Genomic DNA, 22,126 nt, shown 5'->3' on the forward strand with positions numbered 1-22,126 from the left:
GGCGCGCGGCGCCGGTCCGGCGAGGCTCAGGCTGCTCCGGTGGAGGGTCAGGAGTCCCGGGGCGGCGGGCGGGGCCACCCGCGGCGCGACGACCTCGCGGCAGCGGCCGCGGACGCAGAGGCGGGCCGATTCGACGACCGCCGCCCGGGCCCCGGCCGCGCGCAGGCGGGCCGCCTGCTGGATCACCGGCGGGCCGTCGCCGGGGATCGTCCGGCAGATCCGGTGCCCGCCGTCGCGGCCGGAGCAGCGGACGGTGAGCAGCGGTTCGCCGCGCTCGTCGACGGCCCGCACGTGCTGCGCGTCGCCGAGCACGACGTCGCGGACCGCGGGTAGCAGCCCGGTCGCCGCGGCGACGGCCACCAGCAGCGCGAAGGTCAGCACCACGAGCAACAGCAGCCGCATCCGGCGGAGCCCCCGCGAAACCCGCAGCCGGGCGGCGTCGTTGCTGCACGCCAGCCGGCCGGCGACCTCCTCGTAGGGCAGCTCCTCGATCACCCGCAGCTGCACGGCCTGGCGCTGCTCCGGCGGCAGCGCGGCGAGCGCCGCGCGCAGGTCGGCGGCCGTCGCGGCGGCGTCGAGGCGGGCCGCGACGCCGTCCTCGGCGGCGGGCGCGGCCGCGGGGTCGTGCCGTCGCAACCGCCGCTGGGTGCGCCGCTCACGTTCGGTCCGTCGCCAGCTCTGGCGCAGCACGTTGGCAGCGATCCCGAACAGCCACGGGCCGGCCGAGCCGTCGGCCTCGTCCCGGAACCGCCCGGCGTGCTGGAACGCCTGGGCGAAGGTCTCGGCGAGGACGTCGGCGGCGTGCGCCTCGCCGTCGGTGCGCCGCCGCAGCCAGCCCTCGAGCGTAGGCGCCCAGCGGTCGCGGACGACGAGGAACGCGTCGGGATCGCCGGCGGTCCGCCGCAGCAGCTCGGCGTCGTCGAGCGTGGTCAGCGAAGAGGCCATCGTCATTGCATGCCCGGAGGGCCGAGGTCGTGTCGGACGATCAGCTGGAACGTTCGTGGATCCACCACGCGGCCAGCGCCAGCAGCACGAGCGTCAGAGCGAGGAAGATGCCGGTCTCGATGCCCTGGAACTCCCAGAAGCGGCTGGAGGGGTGGTGCATCCGGCCGTCGACGATCCAGCTCGTGTCGAGGTTGGTCCCCGGTCGCGCTTCGAGTGGCGAGGCGAAGTGGGGGCGGACGGAGGTCTCGATCGTGATCCGGACCGCGAGGAAGGCGACGATCGAGACCGCGATCGCGGCGATCGTGCGCCGCAGGACGGCGCCGAGGGCGATGATCAGCGCCGCGGCGAACACGGCGTAGGCGATCGGGGCGATCCCCTCGAGCTGGAACGCCCCCGGCTCGATCCGGCCGTGGAAGTGGTCCAGCGGCCGCCGCCACCACGTGAGCAGCAGCGCGATGCCGGCCGCGGTCACCGCCGTGCCGCCGAGCGCGACCGCCAGCTTGGCGGCCAGCCAGCGCTGGCGGGTGATGCTCTGCGTCCACGCCAGCCGGTAGGTCCCGCGCTCGAGCTCGAGCGCGAACGGCGCGGCGAAGACGACGGCGATCACCACCGGCAAGAAGGCGAAGAACCCGGTCACGCCGATGACGGTCGAGAAGCGCCCGTCGAAGGCGTCGAGTAGCTGCTCGCAGCCGCCCGCGGGAACCGCGACGCAGGCCGCTGCGCCGTCGCTGCGGTACGCGTCGCTCATGTGCAGGCCGGCCGGGACGAACAGGACGACCAACGCCGCGAGCAGGAGGGCGCCGAGCAGCACTTCGGTGCGCTGCTGACGCCAGGCGACCCAGATCATGCGGCGACCTCCTGGTCGGGCCGTCGTTGGAGGTAGGCGAGCACGACGTCCTCGAGGGCGACGTCCTCGATCTGCCAGCGGGCGTCGTAGACGTGCCCGTTGGCCCGCACCAGCAGCGTGGTCTGCCGGGGCGTGTGGCGCGCGTGCACGACCTGGTGGACGCGGGCCACCGCCTGCTCGTCGCCGGGCGGCCCGACGAGCAGGCGGTGGGAGGCGGCGATCTCGTCGATCGGGCCGACCAGCTGCACGCCGCCGGCCGCGAGGACGACGAGGTGGTCGCAGACGCGCTCGAGGTCGGCGAGCAGGTGCGAGGACATCAGCACGGTCAGCTCGCGCTCGGCCACGGCCTCCATCAGCGACTGCAGGAACTCGCGCCGGGCCAGCGGGTCGAGCGCGGCGGCAGGCTCGTCGAGGACCATGACCTCCGGGCGCTTCGCGATCGCCAGCGCCAGGGCCACCTGGGCCCGTTGGCCGCCCGAGAGCGCGCCGACCCGATCGGCGAGGGGGATCTGCCGCTCGCGCAGCCAGTCGCGGGCCAGCGACTCGTCCCAGCGCGGGTTGAGCCGGCGGCCGACGGCGAGCATCTCGTCGACGCGGAAGCGGGGCTCCAGCGGATGATCCTGGGCGACGAAGCCGATCCGGGGGAGGACGTGGGTCGGGTCGGTGCGGGGCGACGCGCCGAGCACGCTGACGCGGCCCTCGGTCGGCTCGGTCAGCCCGACGAGGAGGTGCAGCAGCGTCGTCTTGCCGGCGCCGTTGGGGCCGACCAGGGCGGTGACCGATCCGGTCGGCACCTCGAGCGTGCAGTCCTGGAGCGCCCAGCGGGCCCCGTAGCGCTTGCTGACCTGCTCGACGGTGACGGCGGCGCTCATGCGCTGCGCCTTCCGAAGTCCTGATGGGTCCCGAAGACCTCGTGCGTGGCTGCGGCGAACAGCGCGACGACGTCGTCCTCGTCGCAGCCGGCGCTCTGCGCCTGCCGGATCCAGCGCACCAGCCCGGCCGCCAGCCCTGACCGGTCGGGCGGTGCGATCGCGTTCTTCGCCGCGATGAAGGTCCCCTGACCGCGCCGGCCTTCGGCGAGCCCTTCGCGGTCGAGCTCGCGGTAGGCCTTGAGCACGGTGTTGGGGTTGATGGCCAGCGTCGCGACCACCTCCTTGACGGTCGGGAGCTGGTCGCCGGGGTGCAGCATCCCGAGCCGCAGCGCCTGCTTGACCTGGAGCACGAGCTGCAGATAGGTCGGCACCCCCGACCGCGGATCCAGACGGAATTCGATCATCGGCCGTGACTATACCTATATATCTAGATAAAGTGCCAATAGGCGTCGCGGGCAAGCGCGAGCTGCTCCGGGCGGTCTGCGAGGAGGAGCGGGAGCGGCTGACGGCGGCGGTGATCGCCGCCGGCGACACGAGACGAGGGGGAGTGCGGGAGCGGGGCCGACTCGCGGGACCGGTTCGAGGTCGTCTGCGTCGCCTTCTTCGATCGCAGCCGCGACCGCCTGGTCGAGCCCCTGAGCCGGATGGGCGCGCGCCGCGGGAACGCGAAAGCCCCGCAAATGCGGGGCTTTCTGCAGCGCGCCCGATAGGATTCGAACCTATGACCTTCGGTTCCGTAGAGGGATTCGGGCCGGGACGCCGACCGCTGGGGCCGGGCGGATTGTGAGGCAGGGCCGGGGGCCTTCCGTCCACGTGGTGTCCGATGGAGACCAGGAGCGCCCGCTGCTGCCCTTGGCGTGAAGGGCGCGAGAAGGGCGTGACTGATCGGCGCGCAACGAGCTGGCCGAAGCCCCGAGGTTCGCGGCTGGCCCTAGGCGATCTACGCGGGGTAACCGTCTACCGCCGCGATCGACGCGACATGCTCGAAAGCGCGATATGCTGCCGACCAGGCGTCCGTTCCGCACCTGCATAGCGCGGAACATCGATCCGAGATAGAGGACCGGAAGGCTAAAGGTCCCGGGGCTAGGTAGCCGGGAACTGGCTGGAAACGAGCTGACCAGCTCGGGGAATCTATCGGTAGGCGTCAGGCACGCGTAGTGGTCATCCGCGTGCTGTCGGGCTCCTAGCGCCCTGAGATGGGATCGACTCGAACCGCTTCCAAGGCCACCAGTGGGCTGCCTCGGATTCGGTTTCGAGTCCGAAACGCCCGCTCGTAGTTCTCGGAGGATCGATGTCCAATATCTCGTCTGGCGGCGTGTCTCTCGGAAGCGCTCGTCTGTGCACGTTGCACGAGGCTGCCGCCTATCTCGGTGTCACCGAGCGGTGGATGCGCCGGGCCGTTGTCGAGCGACGCTTGCCGTTCGTCAAGGTCGGTCGGCTCGTTCGGTTCGATGTGGTCGACCTGGATGCGTATATCGCGTCGCAGCGCGTCGAGTCGGACAACACTCAGTGAGCGACAAGAACGCGGGTCGATCCGGCAAGGCAGCAAAGCGCCGCAAGAAGAAGACACCGTCCGCCACCCGCAATGAGCAGACGGGCGAGACGGCGAGCGCTTGCTACGAGTACGTCGGCTCCGGCGGCGAGCGCGTGGGGCGCGTGGTGCGCCGAGCCGACCCGAAGAGGTTCTTTCAGGAACGGTGGGATTCGGTCGGCGAACGCTACGCGCCTGGTCTGAACGGCGCGGAACTCCCCCTGTTCCGGTTGCCTGCTGTCCGGAAGGCTGTTTCGGCCGGCGAGGAGGTCTACGTCGTCGAGGGAGAGAAAGACGTTCTTGCTGCCGAACGGGCAGGCGTCGTAGCGACGACGAATCCGGGCGGCGCCGGCAAATGGCAGCCGAGGCATACCGAGGCCCTGCGGGACGCCAAGAAGGTTGTGATCGTCGTGGACCGCGACGTTGCCGGCAAGTCACACGCCCGCCACGTGGCGAGCGAGCTTGGCCGGATGGGTGTTCCTACGAGGGTCGTGCGGCCGAGGCCGATGCAAAAGGGCGCGGACCTTTCGGATCATCTCAGCGCCGGGTACTCCCTGGACGACCTGCGCCCGATCCGTCTCAAGGCGGGAGCTGACGCGGCGCCCGAGCAGCGAGGAGAGGAGGGTGCGAAGGAACGGCCGCTCCCGGCCGTGGTTCAGCTGCTGATTCAGCGATCCGACGGGAAGGCCCGGGCGACGGGGAAGGGTTGGCAGGTCATCTGCCCCGCGCACGCCGATCAGGAGCCGAGCCTGAGCGTCGGCCTGGGAGACAGCAAGCCAGTCGTCGTTCACTGTCATGCGGGATGCCATCTGAACGACATCGCGGATGCGCTCGGAGTCGATCCGCGCGAATTCTCGCGCCCGCTACCGGGGGACGCCAGGGAGCAGGAGGTCGAACGGCTCGTTGAGCAGCTCGAAGTGCGTCGGGAGGCCGAACGTCGGATCGCTTTCGGCGCTACGGGGATCGCCGTGGAACTCCCGCCATTGGGCGAGACGCTCGCGGACGCACTTGAGGCAATCCCCGCGGAGCCTCCCTGGGCGATCGAGGGTCTCTTGCCGGAGGACGGGAACGCGGTCCTTGCTGCGCAGTTCAAGGTCGGGAAGACCACCATGCTGCAAGACCTGGTCGCGGCTTGGGTTGACGGCCGTCGGTTCCTAGGGAGGTTCAAGATGCGTCCACTCACTGGCCGGATCGCGGTAGTGGACTACGAGATGGGGACTCTTCAGGGCCTGTCGTGGTGGCGGAGGCTGGGCATCGAGAATCCAAAGAAGGTGGTCGCGCCGGTGTTCCTGCGCGGGCAGCAGCTCAACCTGGCCGATCCCGTGATGCGTGCCGCTCTGGTCGAGTGGCTCCGGGGGTCGGAGGTCGAGGTTCTGATCCTGGACCCCGCTGCACGGGCAATGCGCCCGACGGTGGAGGACGAGAACTCCAACTCGCAGGTCGGCATCTGGACCGATCTCGTTGACGAGGTGAAACGCCTCGCGGGCGTCCGTGAGGTCATCGTCGCGACCCACCTGGGCAAGTCCGGCAATTCGACCCGTGGTGCCTCTCGGCTGAGTGACTGGCCGGACGCTCTCTGGTCGCTCGCGAACAAGGCCGGAGGGCGCTACTTCAGTGCCGAAGGTCGGGATGTTCATGTGCCGGAGACGCGGCTCGTCTTCAACAAGGACCTGCGTCGCCTGTCGACGGATTGTTCGGACGCGCTCGTTTCGACAGTGAGGAAGACGCTCCTACGTGACGGAGATGCGAACGCCCGTGAGGCGGTTCGTGCTGTCGCTGAGGCAGGTGAGAAGCCTGCGCCCCGCGCCGTCCGGATCGGCATCCAGGGGAACAAGCAGGCACAGCAGGCTGCGCTGCGGGACGCGACCGCGCGCGGGCTGGTCGAGCAGCGCTACCGCAAGGACGATGCGCTCGTACGTCCCGAAGATGGCCGCCGACCGAACGAGGGCCGGTACTGGTTGGTCACTGAAGCCGGACACCAGATGCTCGCCGCCGACGCCGAGTAGACGCGCTGGGTCGGTACGGCGAGCCCTAAACCCCGTAGGGGTAGGGCGCCGTACCGACGACGTGCCGACACGGAAGGCGCCATGCATGTATTTCAATTAAAATTAATGAACGATGGGAGTGAGGTGAAATAGTGGCAGGTCACGTCAAGCGTCGCCGGTATGAACGTCCCGATGGAACGGTGCGCGAGACGTGGCGTGCTCGCTACCCGGACCCGATCAAGGGCGGTACCGCTCAGATTGAGAGGAGCTTCCCGACGAAGCGTGAGGCGGAGAACTGGGTTCGTCGGCAGGCGTCGGCGGTGCTCGATGGCATCCATGTTGATCCGCGGGGTGCCGATCGGCTGGTGCGCGACGTGGCTGATGAGTGGCGGGCGACCTGGGTTCATCTGGAGCCGAAGACCAAAGCCGGCTACGACAACATCTTGCGCAAGCACCTGGTGGGCTCCGGCGGCGACGATGGCGTAGCTGCGGTCTTCCATCAGGCGAAGCTTGGTGCGCTGACGGCCGACGCGGTCCAGGCGTTCGTGAACGAGCTGTCGCAACGTCGAGCTGTGAACACGGTCCGGCGGGTCTTTACGGTACTTCGCTCGGTGCTGCAATTGGCTGTCGAGAGGCGTTACATCGGTGTCAATCCGTGCTCGACCGTGCGGTTGCCAAGAAGGCGGCCGGCGACTGGGTCGGGTCCGTCACGGATGCTCTTCCTCACGCCGCCGGAGATTCGGGCGCTCGCTGGCGCAATGCCTCGGTCGTCTGACAGCCTCGCCGTCTATGTGGCGGCCTATTGCGGTCTGCGCGCAGGGGAGTTGTGGGCGCTCCGGCGTGATGACGTCGATCTTCTGCGCGGCGTACTGCGGGTCCGGCGTGCGGTGAAGGAAATCAGTACCAGCACCGATCTTCCCGGCGTTGAGCGGGGCCTTATCCTCGGGCCGACCAAGACGCACGCGGATCGCTCGATGCGACTCCCGGGGTTTCTCGTAGGGATGCTGGAGGAGCACCTCGCGCAGCCGTCCGGGTGTGTTGGGAAGCCGGCGGTCATCGTCCAGGACGTTGATGGGGTTGCGAGCTTCGCCGAATCGTCAGATCCCTTCGACCCTGGCGCGCTGATCTTCTCGACATCGACCGGGCGTCCGGTTCGTCACGGCCTCTTCTATCGCCGCGTCTTCCGTCCGGCGGTGGTCGGCGTCGCGGGGCGGCAGGCTGCGCCCGTGCTCCCGGAACGCTTGCGCGGCCTGCGGTGGCATGACTTGCGGCATACCTGCGCGAGCCTCAGCCTGGCCGTTCCTGGTGGGACGCTGCACGTCGTGAAGGAGCGCCTGGGGCACGAGGATATCCGGACGACGATCAACATCTACGGGCATTTGCTCGACTCCGTGGATGCTGCCTTGGCCGACGGCTTGGATGTCCTCTACGGCGAGGCGTTGGACGCTTCGAACGTGGTCGAGATGCGAGGGCCGCACCGCGAACAGTTCGTCGCTGTCTAGCGAACGGCCGCGACGAGATCGGCGTCGATCAGATCCTCGATCGGCCCATCGAGCGCGGCGAGTAGTTTCAGGATCGTCGTCAAGCGGACCTCGCGGACGCCGCGTTCGATCCTGGAGATCTGCACGACCGCAAGGCCTGATGCGGCGGCCAGGTCTTCCTGGGTCCAGTCGCGGGCGCGGCGGGCGGCGCGGACCTTCCGTCCGAACTGGGTCGCCGCGTTAGCCACGTCGACCATCGTCCGGTCATCTACCGCTCTGGACCAGAACCAAACCGGTAAGTTTCCTCCCATACGCTGGTCTAGGCGCAAGGAACCGAGCGAAAGGACCCGATGACCCCACCGAGAGCGACAACACTCGCCCTGACGGCAGCCTTGTTCATGGCGGGCTGCGGGACGGATCAGCAGACCGACACGACGGCCGAGTCTGCCGCGGCGAGCGCCAGTTCCGCGGCAACGACTGGCGCCGAAGCGGCGCCGTCGGACAGGACCGCCGTCCAAGCCGGCCGCAGCGGCTGCATCAAGGTGCCGAACGTCGTCGGCAAGGATCACCAGTTGGCCCAGGACACCATGCAGGCCGCCGGCCTCTACTTCCTAGACGAGAAGGACGCGACCGGCCAAGGACGTCTCCTCATCCTCGACCGCAATTGGATCGACGTCCGCCAGGTACCTCGGGCCGGCTCCTGCGTCGCGCCCGATACCCGGATCACCCTCTACGCCAAGAAGGACCACGAATGAGACTCGCCCCGCCCCGCCGAATCCTTCCCAGTTGCATGAGCCTGGCGCTGGCGATCTTCCTCACCGCCTCGGTGACGGTCGCCCCGCCGCCGGCCCAGGCCGCCGGGCGGAAATGCGGTGATACCGCTCCGTGGAGCGCCCATCTCCGTGCCTACGGTATGAGTTGCGGGTACGCCGACAATCTCCTCTGGGTCTGGAATCACAAGTGGCGCGGAGGCCGCCGAGCGCTGCCGAAGCGCATCTCCTGGCGCACCGCCGATCCCGTCTATTCCTGCACCTACCGGCTCGACAGGACTCGCGGCCCGCAGGCTCGCTGCCTGCACCGCCGCTCCGGCCAGGCGATCACGTTCTCCTTCCCCCAAGGCGCCCCTTAAGTCGACCTGTGACCGTTCGGCGCGGATTCGGGGTTCCGCGGCGCCGAGCGGACCCTAGAAGGGCCGAGCCGTCGCGGCTCCGCCGGGCTTCGTCGACGGCGTCCTCGTCGACCCCGACGGAGCCGTTCCGCTTGCAGCGCCACGAAGTCCCTGCTAATCGCAGTCTTCGTGCAACGGAGCCTTCTCGGCTCGGTTTCTCCTCTAAGAATCGTTCCTAACAGCCTCCGGGGCCCGGCGGCACGAAGATCCCACCTGCGACCCCGACGCGGCTGTCAGGAGCGAGTTCTCGCAGGTCCCTGTGGCCGCCGTCCTCCGCGAGAACAACTAGGACGTTCGTCCGGATCGCCGGTTGCGGCTCGTGCCGTACGTGTGTACGTTCGGGCGCGTGCCAGCGTCCCGGTCCGTGGCTGTCAAGAGCCTTGTCGTGTGTGGGCGAAGTCGCTCGGTCGCTTTCGCGCTGGTGGCCGTTGTGGGCGGTTTGACGATGCCCTCCGCTGCCTTGGCGTGGGAGGCCGGTGTGGATGGCTCGTCGTTGCGGATCGTGGCGGCGGCGGGTGAGGCCAATCGGATGAACGTCGATGTGGCCCCGGGCGGGAATCTGATCGTCACCGACGAGGCTGGCCCGGTCACCATGCTCGGCGCGGGCTGTTCGGATCCCGACGGTGAAGGCACCGCGACCTGTGCGCGGGCGGGCATCACGCGGGTGGTCATCGACACCGACGACTTGGATGACGCGGTCAGCGTCGGCGATATCGGGCTGCCGGTCGAGGTTCGTGCTGGGGCGGGCAACGACCAGGTCTCGACCGGCGCCTCGGATGACCTGCTGGACGGCGGCTCGGGCAACGACACGCTGGACGCCGGCGCCGGGAACGATCGCCTCATCGGGGGCGATGGCGATGACCAGCTCCTCGCCGGCACCGGTCAGGACCACGTCGACGCCGGAGCGGGGGACGACACGATCGATGGCGACCTTGGTGCCGATGTGATTGTGGCGGGTGCGGGTGACGATCAGGCCGATGGCGGCCCGGGGAACGACCAGGTCGATGGTGGCGACGGCAACGACCAGCTGACCGGCTCCGACGGCGACGACGTCCTGACGGGCGGTGCGGGTCAGGATCGGATCAGCGGTGATGAGGGCAGCGACCGGATCGATGGTGGTGCCGACGCGGACGATCTCGACGGCGGCGGTGGCACCGATCAGGTCCTCGGTGGGTCGGGCAACGATCTGTTGCAGTCCACGGCGGGCGGCGATCTGCTGGACGGCGGCGAAGGGGACGACCAACTCGAGGGCGACGACCAACCCGGCACGCTGACCGGTGGTCCTGGGAACGACGTGCTGAACGGCTACGGCGGCGCCGACCTCTTGGATGGCGGCGGCGGGGACGACCAGTTGGCCGGCGGCACCGGGGCCGATCAGGTCGTGGGTGGTGGTGGCCGGGACACGGTCTCCTACGACGACGCGCTCCAAGGCGTGAGCGTGTCGTTGAACGGTCTGGCCGATGACGGCACGCCCGGCGAGGGCGACAACATCGCCGGGGACACCGAGGTCGTGATCGGATCCCCAGCCGACGACACGCTGAACGCCGGGGACGCGCCGGTCGAGTTGCACGGCGGCTCCGGGAACGATCGCCTGACCGGCGGGCCTGGCGCGGACCTCTTGGACGGCGGCGATGGCGACGACCTTCTGGACGGCGGCGCCGGTCCCGACGTGCTAACCGGTGCGGAAGGCAGCGACACCGTCAGCTACGCGGCCCGCCCCAGCCCGGTGACCGTGTCGATCGGCACCGCCGCTGACGACGGCCAAGCCGGCGAGCGCGACGATGTGCGCTCGGATGTGGAGACGGTGATCGGGACCGCCTACGCCGATCGGTTGACCGCAGCGGCGAACTTGTCGGTCACGTTGGACGGTGGCGCGGGCAACGACCTGATCACGCTGCCGAAGATCGCCAAGAGCAGCGATGTCGGCAACGGGCAGGCGCTGTGCGGCACCGGGACCGACACCGTCACCGCGGCCGGCGAGGACACGATCGGTGGCGATTGCGACATCGTCACCGTAGGCGGCCGGCTGGCCAGGTTGGGGGTCCAGGGCGAGCCGTCGCCACGGCTGCGGGTCACGATCAGCAAGGTGCGCCTGGGCAAAGACCGCGTCCTACGGATCCCGATCTACTGCGGCACCGAAACATCGGTGCGATGCACCACCACGGTCAACATCTCGCGTAACGGCAAGCGGCTCGGCAGCACGCGCGCCGTCGTTGGCCGTGGTCGCAGCGCCACGGTCCGGGTCAAGCTGAAGGGCTCGCAGGTCACGCGGTTGCTGCGCTCGGGTGGCGCGGTCGTCGTCGGGCTGTCGGTGAAGGACAAGGCCGGCAAGACTGCTAGTGGCAAGGCAGCCGTCGCGGTCAAGCGTGCCCGGTGACCTTGCCGATGCGCGGCTCGTTCTCCACTCGGCGCCTGGCGGCCACCGTCGTCGCCACGCTGGCGCTGTCCGGGATCAGTGCGAGTGTCGCCGGGGCTCGTCCCTGGACGGCGACCTATGACTGGCAGGGCCAGGCGTCTACGGGCTATGAGAACTGGACGGTCAACGAGCAGCCCGCGCCGGGTGGCCCGGGCCCGTGGTACCAGGCGTCCTTGGGTGGGGCGTCGCAGGGCCGTGGCCTGGTGATCGCGCCGACCGGCGGCCGCCTCTACGACAACGGCAACCCGTCCAGCCAGCTCGGCGGGCCGGCCACGATCCTGCGCTGGCAGGTGCCTGGGGCCTCGACGATCACTCGCGGGGTGTTCTCGACGCTCAGGTATCGCAACGAGGACGACGATCAGTACCTGCGGGTCCGGATCTTCGGTGGTCCGGGGGCGGATGCGCGGAAGGACTTCGGCCCCGCCTACGGCCAAACGGATCCGGCCACGACCTACACGCTGCCGACCACGACCCTGACCCCGACCGGGCCGGGCACCACCGTCGAGGCGTGGCTGTTCACCGTCTGTCACCCCAACCCGCCCGGCTCCGGCGTCTACGCCTGCCCCAACATCCCGGCTGACACCGGCACGTTCAGCCGCGTCGGCTCGGTCGAGTTGACCTTGGATGACCCCGACCAGCCCACGGTTGACGTCGCCTCGTCGCCACCGATCACGGACGGCTGGACGAACAAGCGCCGGCCGCAGAAGCTCACCACCACCGCCACCGATCCCTCCTCCGGGATCCAGCGGATCCAAACGCAGCTGCGCCTGGGGACCTCGACTAGGACCCTCGGCGACACCACGATCACCTGCGACCCGCTGCACCGCACCAGCGGCCGCAATGGCTTGGTCTGCCCATCGACCGCTTCCGCATCGGCGACCGACCGTGCCACGGACTCCGCCACCAAGGACCGCACCTACATCGTCACCGCCTGGGACTACGCGGGCAACCAGACGACCAAGACGTTGGTGGTGCGCCGGGACATCACGAAGCCCAACAGCGGGTCGATCGGCGGGCAGCTCAACAGCGTCAGCCGCAAGTGGACCAACCGCCGCGACACGATCCCCGTGACCGTTCGCGCCAGCGACAGCCACTCCGGTGTTGGCCGGGTTGCCCTCAGCGCCCAGCGGGTCGGCTCCGGTCGCACCATCGACCTCGGGACCGCCACCCCGCCCTGCGACCGTGGCTGCAAGACCGTCTCCTCGGCCGTGCCGGTCGACCTCTCGCGTCTGGACCGCGACGGCCGCTACCGGTTGAAGCTCCAGGTCATCGATCGCGCCGGCAACCTGCGCTCGTTCACCGTCGGGCCGCAGATCAAGATCGACCGGACAGCGCCGCGCCCGATCGGGCCTGGGCCGACCTACACCGTCCGCAACGACGGGTCGGTTCGCGTGCTGTTCACACCCTCGCGCGACCCACAGCCCGGATCGGGACGGATCCGGCTCTACATGGTCCGCTACTACCCAGCGCCGACGGCAGACGCTCCGTTGGCACCCGCGGCCGCGCGGTTCGCCCGGATCCGCGTCGCCTCGGCACGCGCGGCGACCGCGAAGGAGAACCGCTTCCGCAAGTCCCGCTCGCGAGCGATCACCTTCCGCACCGCCAAGGACGGGATCGACACCGACCGGCCGGTCGCGCTGGTCGAGCTGGACGACACCAGCGGCGCGTTCGCTCCGCCCGAGCAGGTCGACGGCGAGCAGAGCGTTCCCCGCGAACGCCAGGCAACCCTGCGATCGACCGAAACGAAGGTCGATGCCTACAAGGCGCAGAACTGGGACGAGTTCTACAAGTACCTCCGTCAGGCCGAGGCCGCCAAGAACGCCCCAGTCCTGAAGACCGCGCTCAAAGCCGGCCTGAAGCGTCTGTCGGCCGGCGCGGTGGGCGCGGTCGTCGGCTCGCTCGTCTTCCCGGACTCGCTCGGCTGTAGCTCGGTCCCCGTGCCGACCGCTCCCAACGGTCGCGCCAAGACCTACAGCGCCGCCCTCAGGAACCTCATCCGCGAAACGCGACGCGCGCGGCCAGGCCAGACCACAGTCGCGCGTCGGTGGTACGGCGGCGCACGCGGCAACAAACGCGAACTCGAACTCATCACGGTGAAGACGCTCGACGTCTACCGGGGTTCCGCCAAAAAGTGCCGCGTCTTCGCCGAGGTCGCACGCGAGATGCTGCAACACACCACGCCGCTGCTCAACTCGATCGACGCACGCCTCGACCAACTCGAACGCGAATGGCGACGCGAACTCCGCTACCGCCGCCAAGCAAAGCGCAAGCAGGTGCCCGTGGCGCTCTGGAAGGCCCGCGTCCAACAGAGCCAGTGCCATGAGACAGCGAACTCTGCGGACGGGGGCGGCAGGTTCTACGCCTATTACGTGAAGGCAGTCCCCAGCCCGTCGGTCACGAGCGGCGTCATCTACGTCGGCATCTCCAGCCAGAAAGGCAATCGTCGCTGCCGCCAGCACGTTCGAGATGTCAAGAAGTTCCCGATCCGGAAATACCCGCGCCTGTTCCTCTACAAGTATTACCTCGGCAAGCTCGTGAGTAGAGACCAGATCGAAGGTGTCGAGCAGGTGCTCATCGACCACTACGGCCGCACGAATCCGGCCTACAACTACAACTTTGACCTGAGGCGTCGAGCTCGCCGCCCCGGCACGTTGTTGAACAAGCTCGACGGGTACCGCAACGTGGCCAACAGCAAGATCGGCTACTGCCTCGCCCGACAGCGAGGGACTGCGGCGTTCCGCGCCTCCGGTAAACGGGCCTACGATCTGTATTGGCGGAACCTGCCTGGCTTCGCACGATGGAACTGCTAAGGAGGCACGATGAAGGCGGCCGTTTCGACGCTCTACGTCGGTGAAGAGGAGTTCCTTGTCGAAGACAACGGGCGGGGCATGGCTGAGCGCGTGCGCCGGGCCGTGGCCGAGGTCGAGCCCGCCTTGGCATCGAAGCTCGCCTTCGACGCCGAAGCAGGCGGCGTGGCGATCGCTGCTCCCGACCGAGACGCGCTGCATCGCGTGATCGAGCTCTCAATCCACGCCGGACTGCTCGACAGCGAGACCAGGGAGCGACTGCACTCCGCTGCCGGAGACGTTGAGGACGAAGAATGGGATGTGGAGCCCGAGGACTTCGAGGCGCAGGATCCCGACGGTCACCCATGGCCAATGGCGCCGCACGGGACCACCGAGACCGGCTTCGTCGGCAGTATCTCTCCCGGGTGCTACGCCATCGACGCCCAACCGGCGGCAACCAGCGAAGACCTCGTCACCTATACGCAGCAGATGATCGCCGACCAGCCGTGGGCGGACGCGGTGGAGGTCTCCGCGCTCGACTGGCTTACGGTGCTGGTTCACGCTCCCACGATCGCCCAACTGGACCTCGTCGCCCGGCTCATCGGCTTGCCTGGCGTGAGGACCGAAGATCCGGAGGAGTTCGAGGCGCTGGACGCTCTGCCGGCCAGCGAACCACTGCCGCGCTCGCAGCCAGCATGGGCACTACACGACGCCGGAGACTGGCTGTCGATAGGCGGCTGGGCCGCGCGCGGTGTGCTCCCCGGCACGACTCCGTCCGGTGATCCTGGCGGCACCGTACGCAAACTCCTTGACCGGCTCGAAGCCGTCGACCAACGGCGCTCCGCGCAGATCGATATCCACCTCCTTCCGAACGGCGAGACGGCGATCGTCGCCGACGACCCAGGGGACGTCACCTGGGCACTCGCCGCTCTTGGTCTGGCGGCCACCGAGACATAGCTAAGGATCGGTCGGTGGCGAATAGCGCCAGACAGCGAGAAGCGCCTGGGCGCTATACGGGAAGCGGAGCTGGCGCATGATGTGCCGGACGAGCAGGACCCAGGACGAGCGGTTCTCGTAGCCGCTTGCGTAGAGCGTGAGACGAGTTGCGTGCGCAACGACGTGGCGGAAAGGGGGCGTTCCGCATCGGCGCGAGGCCTCCTCGAGAGCGCTCACCAGTGCGGCGACGAAGGCTTCACGTTCATGGTCTTCGAGATCGCTGCCGAACCACGTATAGACCAGGAGGGCGTGTGCGAGCATCTCGTGCGGGCGGCCAAGGGCGCGAGCGGCTGTGTTGAGGATGCGAGCTGTCCAGGTGGGGAACACCCGGGGTTCCTCGCGCCACACCACGATCAGAAACCGAAGCGACTCGCGGAATCGCATGCCGGGGTCGTGGCGCCAGCCGAGTAGGTCGTGGAGCGCGCTTGTCCAGCTCTGAGGCTGGAACCCGACCTCTCCTGCGGCTTGCGCCAGCTCATCTCCGGTCGCTCGGATCCCGAGCGCGCCGTCTCGGACGAGTTGGCGTCGCACTTCGATCGCTTCGTCATCGGTAAGCGTCCCCACCTGACGCATCGCGTCGATCAGCGCGAGGGTCCCGAAGGTCTCGATGCCCTCGGAGCGGGCCAATCGCCGGACGGTGCGGTCGTCGGAGAAGATCGGCAAGCCGGTTCGGCGGCTGACGAGAAGCGTCGTGGCAACCGTGTCGAACGGTCGCGAACCGTGAACCTCATCAATCAGATCGTCGTAGCGGTCGGGATGGCCGGGATCTAGGTTTGGGAGTACTTGCAAGGTTCGTGCGATCTCCAGCGCCTCGGTGAGCCGGGCCCGCTCGCGATCGAGGTAGTCACGGCCAAGGTTGGTGACGTGGAAGCCATCGTCTTCGAGGTGGTAGCGCTGCTCACTGTCACGATCAGTCAGCGTGCCGGCGGCGTCGGAGCAATCGTCGAGGCAGGCCTGCGAGACGACCGACGCCGGTAGCTCCCGTTCGATCTGCGCCGCAATGGTTTCTGGGAGCGAGGCGACCACGACGATGCTTGTGGAATCCCAGGTAACTGGGCTCCCGAGTGCCTGAGCAGCGACCTGCGTCTCTTGGTTGTGCTCAGCGGGGTCGCCGAAGCTCAACGGTGGATGTTGACGGCGTCCCCAAACCCAGCAGACCGGATAGCCAACCGTGTCAGCCAGGAACGCAACAGGCATTTGTCCGTCGTTGACCTGCTGGTTCGCGCCTTCTTCTGCCGACCGCTCAGGACGTACATGCTCGCGGAGCGCCTTGAGAAGGCTCTCCCGATCGTCCCCGTCTGGCCGGATGGTGACAATGGCTCGCGAGGTCGGAAACTTTACGGCGAAGGTCTCGACGGTTTCCGTGATCCTTGTCCGTAGTGGAGGCTCAATCTCACCGGGGATCTGGCTTGCGGTGCGAAAGAGAAGGGCTTCGAGGGCTTCGACTTGTCGGTCGAACAGGTCGGAAAGCTCGGCGAGTCGCCGCGTCGCTTCGACGGGCGACTGCGTGCGCATGTAGATCTCGGCAAGAAGCTGCGCCTGCTCGGCTCGGGCAGGCGTGAGGTCGCGACCTTCTGCAAGTGCCAATGCCTCTGGATGGCGGGCGAGTCGCGCGAGGGCAAACGCTCGCTGCCACGCGGCGTCGACGCTGTCGGGGTCAGCTTCCAGCCAATCGGCCGTAAGGCGCTCCAACTCGCCGTAGGCGCGAGGTGCCAGTTGAAGGGCGAGGCCTGCGAACGCCAAACTCCGGACAAAGACCGTCTCTTCAGCATCGTGCGCGAGCGCGCGAAGTTCCCGCTCCGACTCAGCGGCCTGGCCCGCGCCAGCAAGGGCACGGGCCAGCAACAACCGATCGTCGCCGGCGCCCGACGCGTGGGCGAGTCGTCGAGCCATACCGATCGCTTGAGGCCACCGCTCGTCCTGGATCAGCCGCTCGATGAGGACCCGCGCGATGTCCGGGTCGTCGCTCGCATGACGACGAAGCAGTTGATCGGCATCTGCTTGGTTGCCTTCAAGTTGCAGCCGCTTGGCTTGTGCATACGCCACGGCGGTAGGGTGGTCCGCCTCGACCATGGTCGAGGCAGCTTCAGGCCAAGGAAGGTCGAGATCGGACGCGGCGGCGATCATCAAGGTGTAGGCGGCCGCTTGCTGGACGTCGTCAGTATCGAGCAAGGTTCGAGCCAATTCGGTGGCCCGTTGGGGGTTGCCAGGCTCATCGATGAGGGCGAGCGCCCGCGCGGCGAGTGAACGCTCACGGACGCCCCAGTCCGCCTCGTACGGGGTCAGAACGGACAACGCAGCGCTGGGCTGCATCGCGTGTAGCCGTGCCTTCGCCAGCAACGGTCGCGTTGATGAGTGCTGCAGTTCCTCCTCGGTAGCCTGGTCGAGCAGCTGACGCCCCCGCTGGACATCGTGACCCAGGACGGCCAACTCCGAAGCCCGCATCAACAAGGAGGCGGCCTCCTCGGTTCTGCCTCGGGCGAGCATCTCGTTCCGCAACGCCAGCACGTCGCCAACGGCTTGCACCAGCCTCGCGCGTTCATCCTCGTTGCGCGCACCTCCGCGCCGCGCTGCAACGATTTGAAGGATCCCGGAGCGTCGGTCCTGTACGAACAACACCGAATCGGTCTCGCCTTCGAGGAGCCCGAGCACCGCCAGTGCTTGCTCTGCCTGCTCGAGGTCGCTCAGCGCATCTACCCGGGCTCGCAAGACCGCGTTCCGGCCCTCGTGATCGATCGGCTGGAGTTCTTCCAACTTCCGTAGCTGCTCGCTCGGTGGTAGCGCGCCAATCTCGGCGATGCGCACGAATACGTCATCAGGGGCGAGATCCTGGGCGCGTCGGAACAGTCTCTGAGCACGACCGGTGTCGCCAGCGGCGAGCGCACTATCACGAGTTCGAAGCGCTAGGCGTGCCCGCGATTCCGGCGGTGCAACACTGTCGGCTCGCTCAAAGGCTTGGATCGCCGCTTCGTATTGACCAGCGGCGGCGGCGAGGCGACCGAGTGCGACGTGTAGCTCGAACCGCCCGTCCGCGACCCAGGGCTGTGGGTGCCGGATCAGGTCCGTGGCTCGCCGCGGATCTCGATCGATGTAGGCCGTGAGAAGCGCGGCCTCGCGGACGGACGCTTCTTGAAGATCGCGCAGGATGCGCTCAACGTCGGGCGATAGATCGCCAGGATTGAGAACCTGGTGCAGTAGCGCGTCGGATGCGTCGGGACCGGTGCCAGCGAACCCGATCGCCGCCGCCGGTTGCATCGGGGTGAGGTCGCGGGCCGAGATGCGCTGGACCTCGGTCAGTACATCCTCATCGTAGGCACCGGGCAGGAACCGCCGCAGAGCGTCGAGGCCGAAGAAGTCGCGCACAAGATCCGGGTGGTCCTTGAGCTTCAGAGACGTCGCCACGCGGTCCCAGACATCGAAGGTGATCCCCTGCTCGGCCAATTGGTCGGTCTGAACACGGATTTCGTCCTGCACGGCCGTTCGCGATGCGTCAGCGCTCGTGGCCAGCACAAACTCGCTGCACCGCTCGGCCCACTCTCCATTGAGGAACTCCGTAACCGCCTTCCGGACCCCACCCGCCGTGATCCCCCGTACGCGTCGCGATTGCAGCGTGCGATAGGTGCCATCAGGCAGCCTGAAGAGAATGTCGATGCCTTGCTGAGCCTCACCCGGAACGCCGTAGAGCGAGGACTGCACCACGCTGCCTTGCTTCTTCCCGAGCCGGTGTAGAAGCCGTTCGTGGTTCTGCCAGCTCAGTTGATCCGTCGGCAGCTCTTGGAGGCTGCTCTCGGGCGGCAGAGCCACCTCGGGCTGGGGGTCCGGACCGTCATCGAGATAGGACAGTGGGTCGTCACTCACAGCCGACGCAGCCTACGTTCGCGTCCGGCGGGACAGCCACGGCTCCAAGCCGCTACGGGTGGTCAACGCGCGGTCGCTTTGACACGCGCAAGGGCGAAACAAGGGCGCCCACCCCGTCCGACCTGCTCCGCTCCCTCCGCACAACGCAAGAAACCCCCGCTAGTCGAGGGTTTCGTGCAGCGCGCCCGATAGGATTCGAACCTATGACCTTCGGTTCCGTAGACCGACGCTCTATCCAGCTGAGCTACGGGCGCAACGGCGAGCCAGTGTAGCGGTCGGGCGGCCGACGTGTCGTCGCGAGCGCGGGCGATCGGCGCGCGGGCCGCGACGGGGCGCCGGGAGGATCGCCCGCGGCGGCGGCATCGCGGGCCCGGCGGTGTAGACCTCCTCCCATGAGCCTCACCCTCGGGACCGGGCCGCTGGCGGGAACTCCGGGCGGCCGCTTCAACTTCGACCTCAAGGGCGCGAGCCCGGCGCACCAGCTGTACCTGCAGCCCTATGGCCCGCGGCTGCGGGCGGTGATCGGTGGCCAGGTCGTGCTCGACAGCGACCGGGCGCAGCTGCTCTACGAGACCGGGATCCCGCCGCGGGTCTACGCGCCGCTGGAGGACTTCCGGACCGACCTGCTGACGCGGACGGCGACGAGGACCCACTGCCCGTTCAAGGGCGACGCCTCGTACTGGTCGCTGACCGTCGGCGGCGGGATCGTCGAGGACGCCGTCTGGGGCTACGAGGAGCCGCTGCCCGCCACGCCCTGGCTGCGGGGGCTGGCCGCCCTCTACCCGGACAAGGTCGACGCCTGGTTCGCCGAGGAGGACCGCCTGGTCGGGCACCTGCGCGACCCGTTCCACCGGGTCGACGTCCACGACGGCTCGCGGCCGGTCGAGGTCCGGATCGGCGACCAGCTGGTCGCGAGCACGCAGCGGCCGAAGCTGCTGTTCGAGACCGGGCTGCCGGCGCGCGTCTACGTCCCGGCCCTCGACGTGGTGCCGTCGCTGGTCGCGCCCGGCAGCGGGCTGCGGACGATCTGCCCCTACAAGGGCGAGGCCTCGTACTGGACCGTCGCCGGTGTCGCCGACGTCGCCTGGAGCTACGAGACGCCGCTGGCCGAGGCGAGCCGGATCCAGGCCCACCTGGCCTTCGACGACGGCGTCGAGGGCGTCCGGATCGACGTCGGCTGAGCCGCCGCGGCCGGGCCGGCCGGTCCACATCAAGGCCCGATGAACGTTTCCTCAAGTGCTGCAACGCGGCTTGCGGGTGCGCTACGGTGACCTCCGGATTCAACGGCCGAGCCGCGCGCCCGATGCGCGTGGGCGGGGGAACCACCGCGGTCGTCGAGACCGCCGGGGCGAATCGCCGCAAGGCGTAGCGCAGCTCCTGGAGCGCGAGCCCGTCAGCTCACCCCGCAGGCCACCGACAGGAGGAATGCCGGACGTGACCGGACATCACCGCGACCTCGTGCGCGACGACCTGTGGCAGGCGTCCCACGATCGCTCCCGCCAGCGGCGCCAGCGCGCCGTCGGCCGCACCTCAGCCCCCGAGCCCTCGCGGCTCGCTCGCCGACTCGAGGCGACCGCGGCTCGCCCGAGCCGCACCACCACGACGATCGACCTCGGGCCCGACGGGGTCGCCTCGGCGATGGCCGCCGCCGGCGTCCCGGCGAGCGGTGGGGTCGGTGGCCGCGACCTCTCCGACCCGAGCCTCTGGCAGCGCTCTTCGGCCTGGGCCCGCGAGCGGCGGATCACCGTTCCCGTCCAGCGCGCTCGCGAGCGCCGTCGCCGCAAGATGGCGATGGCGATGAGCGTGGCGATGGTCGGCTCGACCACCGGCCCCGCCGTCGGCGGGGCGCTGGCGGCCGGCACCTCCGGCGAGACGCCGACCACGACGACCGCGGACGGGGCCACGACCAGCGGCACGATCACGGCGCCGATCAGCGCCGACGCCCGTGCGCGACCGGTCCTGGTGGCGGGCGCCAACGGCCACGACGTCCGCGAGGCGCAGAGCCGCCTGGGCGTGACCGCCGACGGCATCTACGGCGAGCGGACGATCCGGGCGGTCCAGCGCTTCCAGCAGCAGCGCGGCCTGCAGGCGGACGGCATCCTCGGACCGCAGACCTGGACGGCGCTGCTCAGCACCCAGCGGGCGTCGGTCCGGGCGCAGGGCACGGCGGCGTCGCTGAAGGTCGTCGCGGCGCGGACCACGAGCGACGGCGGGCAGGACCTGGTCCTGGCCGGGCCCAGCTCGGGATCCGGCGCCGGCACGCGGACCGCGGCGGACACAAGCGCCGACGGCGCCGGCCAGGGCGACGCGAGCGGTGACGCGGTCTCCTCCGACGTCGCCGCGACCACCGGTGGCGACGGCGGATCGTCGTCCTCCGCCGGGAGCGGATCGAGCGGCTCGTCGACGGCGGACGGCGGCGACGGCGGCTCGTCGAGCGGCTCGTCCGGCTCGTCGTCGGGCAGCGGCTCCTCGGGCTCGTCCGGCTCGTCCGGCGCCGCGGGGTCGGGCAGCAGCTCGTCGGGCTCCGGCTCGGGCAGCGGCTCGTCGGGCTCCGGCAGCTCGACCTCCGGCACGGTCAGGCCGATCAACGGCACGGTCACCTCGCCGTTCGGTGCGCGCTGGGGTCGCCAGCACGCGGGCATGGACATCGCGGCGGCGATCGGCACGCCGATCAAGGCCTACGCCGCCGGCACCGTCGCCTTCAGCGGGACGCAGTCGGGCTACGGCAACATCGTCTGCATCGATCACGGCAGCGGGCTGCAGACGTGCTACGCCCACATGTCCAAGAACGCCGTCCGGCAGGGCGCCAAGGTCCAGGCCGGCGACGTCGTCGGCTACGTCGGCATGACCGGCCGCACGACCGGTCCGCACCTGCACTTCGAGGTCCGCAAGAACGGCACGGCGGTCAACCCGGCGCCGTACTACAGCGGCGCCGGCAAGGCGAGCTCGCGGACTGCGGCGTCGTCGACGGCGTCGGCTCGCACGCTGAAGAAGGCCTCGTCGACCAGCACGACGGCGAAGCTGCGCAAGGCGGCGGCGGTCCAGAGCGGCGGAACCAGCACCGGCAGCAGCGTCACGGCGTCCGCCACGGCGTCCCCGGCGGCCGAGAACCAGGCGACGGTGGCGGCCGTCCCGGCCACCGCCGGTGCGCCGGCGGCCGCGCCGCAGGCGGAGACCGCCGCGCCCGCCCCGGAGACCGCGCCGGCTCCCGAGACGGCCCCGGTCGCGGACGCCGCGCCGG

At 69.3% G+C, this 22,126-nt stretch carries 16 protein-coding genes, 1 tRNA gene and 1 riboswitch; of the genes, 10 read left to right on the plus strand and 7 right to left on the minus strand.

Annotated features, from left to right (window positions below):
• The 4 genes from PAI11_RS24460 to PAI11_RS13745 form a co-directional block, all read right to left on the minus strand.
• Positions 1 to 945: RNA polymerase sigma factor (locus PAI11_RS24460; RefSeq protein ID WP_170320729.1), on the minus strand; the 945-nt coding region annotated here is incomplete at its 3' end.
• Between the two features lie 40 nt (positions 946 to 985).
• Entirely contained in the window at positions 986 to 1,792 is an 807-nt protein-coding gene (locus PAI11_RS13735; protein WP_007575761.1) for a transporter, read from the minus strand.
• Positions 1,789 to 2,664 carry an ABC transporter ATP-binding protein gene (locus PAI11_RS13740; RefSeq protein WP_007575762.1) on the minus strand — a complete coding sequence of 292 codons (876 nt, stop codon included), beginning with the start codon at positions 2,662 to 2,664 and terminating at the stop codon, positions 1,789 to 1,791. The genes PAI11_RS13735 and PAI11_RS13740 overlap by 4 nt, the downstream gene beginning before the upstream one ends.
• Positions 2,661 to 3,068, minus strand: a complete 408-nt coding sequence (locus PAI11_RS13745) for a GntR family transcriptional regulator (RefSeq protein WP_007575764.1) — start codon at positions 3,066 to 3,068, stop codon at positions 2,661 to 2,663. Before PAI11_RS13745 ends, PAI11_RS13740 begins: the two co-directional genes overlap by 4 nt.
• A gap of 887 nt (positions 3,069 to 3,955) precedes the next feature.
• Between PAI11_RS13745 and PAI11_RS27295 the strand changes: the two genes are divergently transcribed.
• The 3 genes from PAI11_RS27295 to PAI11_RS27300 all read left to right on the plus strand — a co-directional run bounded on the left by PAI11_RS27295 (position 3,956) and on the right by PAI11_RS27300 (position 7,682).
• Positions 3,956 to 4,177: a helix-turn-helix domain-containing protein gene (locus PAI11_RS27295; protein ID WP_050897244.1), complete on the plus strand. Its 222-nt coding sequence runs from the start codon at positions 3,956 to 3,958 to the stop codon at positions 4,175 to 4,177.
• Positions 4,174 to 6,201, plus strand: a complete 2,028-nt coding sequence (locus PAI11_RS24465) for an ATP-binding protein (RefSeq protein ID WP_050897245.1) — start codon at positions 4,174 to 4,176, stop codon at positions 6,199 to 6,201. The genes PAI11_RS27295 and PAI11_RS24465 overlap by 4 nt, the downstream gene beginning before the upstream one ends.
• Before the next feature lie 179 nt (positions 6,202 to 6,380).
• Entirely contained in the window at positions 6,381 to 7,682 is a 1,302-nt protein-coding gene (locus tag PAI11_RS27300; RefSeq protein ID WP_040600288.1) for a tyrosine-type recombinase/integrase, read from the plus strand.
• On the opposite strand, the gene PAI11_RS13765 is transcribed toward PAI11_RS27300, so the two are convergent.
• A complete protein-coding gene (locus PAI11_RS13765) occupies positions 7,679 to 7,918 on the minus strand; it encodes a helix-turn-helix domain-containing protein (protein WP_050897246.1) in 240 nt (79 codons plus the stop codon). The genes PAI11_RS27300 and PAI11_RS13765 overlap by 4 nt on opposite strands.
• 93 nt (positions 7,919 to 8,011) lie before the next feature.
• Here PAI11_RS13765 and PAI11_RS26375 point away from each other — a divergent pair, with 93 nt between their 5' ends.
• The 5 genes from PAI11_RS26375 to PAI11_RS13790 all read left to right on the plus strand — a co-directional run bounded on the left by PAI11_RS26375 (position 8,012) and on the right by PAI11_RS13790 (position 14,988).
• Complete coding sequence (locus PAI11_RS26375; RefSeq protein ID WP_081488426.1) at positions 8,012 to 8,416, plus strand: PASTA domain-containing protein; 405 nt, start codon at positions 8,012 to 8,014, stop codon at positions 8,414 to 8,416.
• 35 nt (positions 8,417 to 8,451) lie between these two features.
• Positions 8,452 to 8,790 carry a hypothetical protein gene (locus tag PAI11_RS13775; protein WP_040600289.1) on the plus strand — a complete coding sequence of 113 codons (339 nt, stop codon included), beginning with the start codon at positions 8,452 to 8,454 and terminating at the stop codon, positions 8,788 to 8,790.
• Positions 8,791 to 9,193: 403 nt separating this feature from the next.
• Complete coding sequence (locus PAI11_RS24470; RefSeq protein WP_138974314.1) at positions 9,194 to 11,206, plus strand: calcium-binding protein; 2,013 nt, start codon at positions 9,194 to 9,196, stop codon at positions 11,204 to 11,206.
• A complete protein-coding gene (locus PAI11_RS13785) occupies positions 11,203 to 14,055 on the plus strand; it encodes a GIY-YIG nuclease family protein (protein WP_040600290.1) in 2,853 nt (950 codons plus the stop codon). Before PAI11_RS24470 ends, PAI11_RS13785 begins: the two co-directional genes overlap by 4 nt.
• A 9-nt stretch (positions 14,056 to 14,064) precedes the next feature.
• Positions 14,065 to 14,988, plus strand: coding sequence for a hypothetical protein (locus PAI11_RS13790; protein ID WP_040600291.1), 924 nt, complete (start codon positions 14,065 to 14,067; stop codon positions 14,986 to 14,988).
• Here PAI11_RS13790 and PAI11_RS13795 read toward each other — a convergent pair whose 3' ends face one another.
• Both PAI11_RS13795 and PAI11_RS13800 read right to left on the minus strand, forming a co-directional pair.
• Positions 14,989 to 18,885 (minus strand): PIN domain-containing protein, encoded by a 3,897-nt coding sequence (locus PAI11_RS13795; RefSeq protein WP_007575774.1) that lies wholly within the window; start codon positions 18,883 to 18,885, stop codon positions 14,989 to 14,991.
• 180 nt (positions 18,886 to 19,065) lie between these two features.
• Positions 19,066 to 19,139 (minus strand) — tRNA-Arg (locus PAI11_RS13800).
• A 138-nt stretch (positions 19,140 to 19,277) separates the two neighbouring features.
• On the opposite strand from PAI11_RS13800, the gene PAI11_RS13805 reads away from it, so the two are divergent.
• Together PAI11_RS13805 and PAI11_RS24475 are read left to right on the plus strand one after the other, a co-directional pair.
• Entirely contained in the window at positions 19,278 to 20,066 is a 789-nt protein-coding gene (locus tag PAI11_RS13805) for a DUF427 domain-containing protein (RefSeq protein ID WP_007575776.1), read from the plus strand.
• 94 nt (positions 20,067 to 20,160) lie between these two features.
• Positions 20,161 to 20,313: riboswitch (cyclic di-AMP (ydaO/yuaA leader) on the plus strand.
• 6 nt (positions 20,314 to 20,319) lie between these two features.
• Positions 20,320 to 22,126 (plus strand): peptidoglycan DD-metalloendopeptidase family protein (locus tag PAI11_RS24475; protein WP_170320730.1); only part of this gene is annotated, 1,807 nt, incomplete at its 3' end.

It is taken from the genome of Patulibacter medicamentivorans (assembly GCF_000240225.1).
GTDB lineage: Bacteria > Actinomycetota > Thermoleophilia > Solirubrobacterales > Solirubrobacteraceae > Patulibacter > Patulibacter medicamentivorans.

Coding starts and splice junctions, on each gene's coding strand:
- PAI11_RS13735 (WP_007575761.1), bottom strand. CDS start 1,792: ATGATCTGGGTCGCCTGGCGTCAGCAGCGCACCGAAGTGCTGCTCGGC.
- PAI11_RS13740 (WP_007575762.1), bottom strand. CDS start 2,664: ATGAGCGCCGCCGTCACCGTCGAGCAGGTCAGCAAGCGCTACGGGGCC.
- PAI11_RS13745 (WP_007575764.1), bottom strand. CDS start 3,068: ATGATCGAATTCCGTCTGGATCCGCGGTCGGGGGTGCCGACCTATCTG.
- PAI11_RS27295 (WP_050897244.1), top strand. CDS start 3,956: ATGTCCAATATCTCGTCTGGCGGCGTGTCTCTCGGAAGCGCTCGTCTG.
- PAI11_RS13765 (WP_050897246.1), bottom strand. CDS start 7,918: ATGGTCGACGTGGCTAACGCGGCGACCCAGTTCGGACGGAAGGTCCGC.
- PAI11_RS26375 (WP_081488426.1), top strand. CDS start 8,012: ATGACCCCACCGAGAGCGACAACACTCGCCCTGACGGCAGCCTTGTTC.
- PAI11_RS13775 (WP_040600289.1), top strand. CDS start 8,452: ATGAGCCTGGCGCTGGCGATCTTCCTCACCGCCTCGGTGACGGTCGCC.
- PAI11_RS13790 (WP_040600291.1), top strand. CDS start 14,065: ATGAAGGCGGCCGTTTCGACGCTCTACGTCGGTGAAGAGGAGTTCCTT.
- PAI11_RS13805 (WP_007575776.1), top strand. CDS start 19,278: ATGAGCCTCACCCTCGGGACCGGGCCGCTGGCGGGAACTCCGGGCGGC.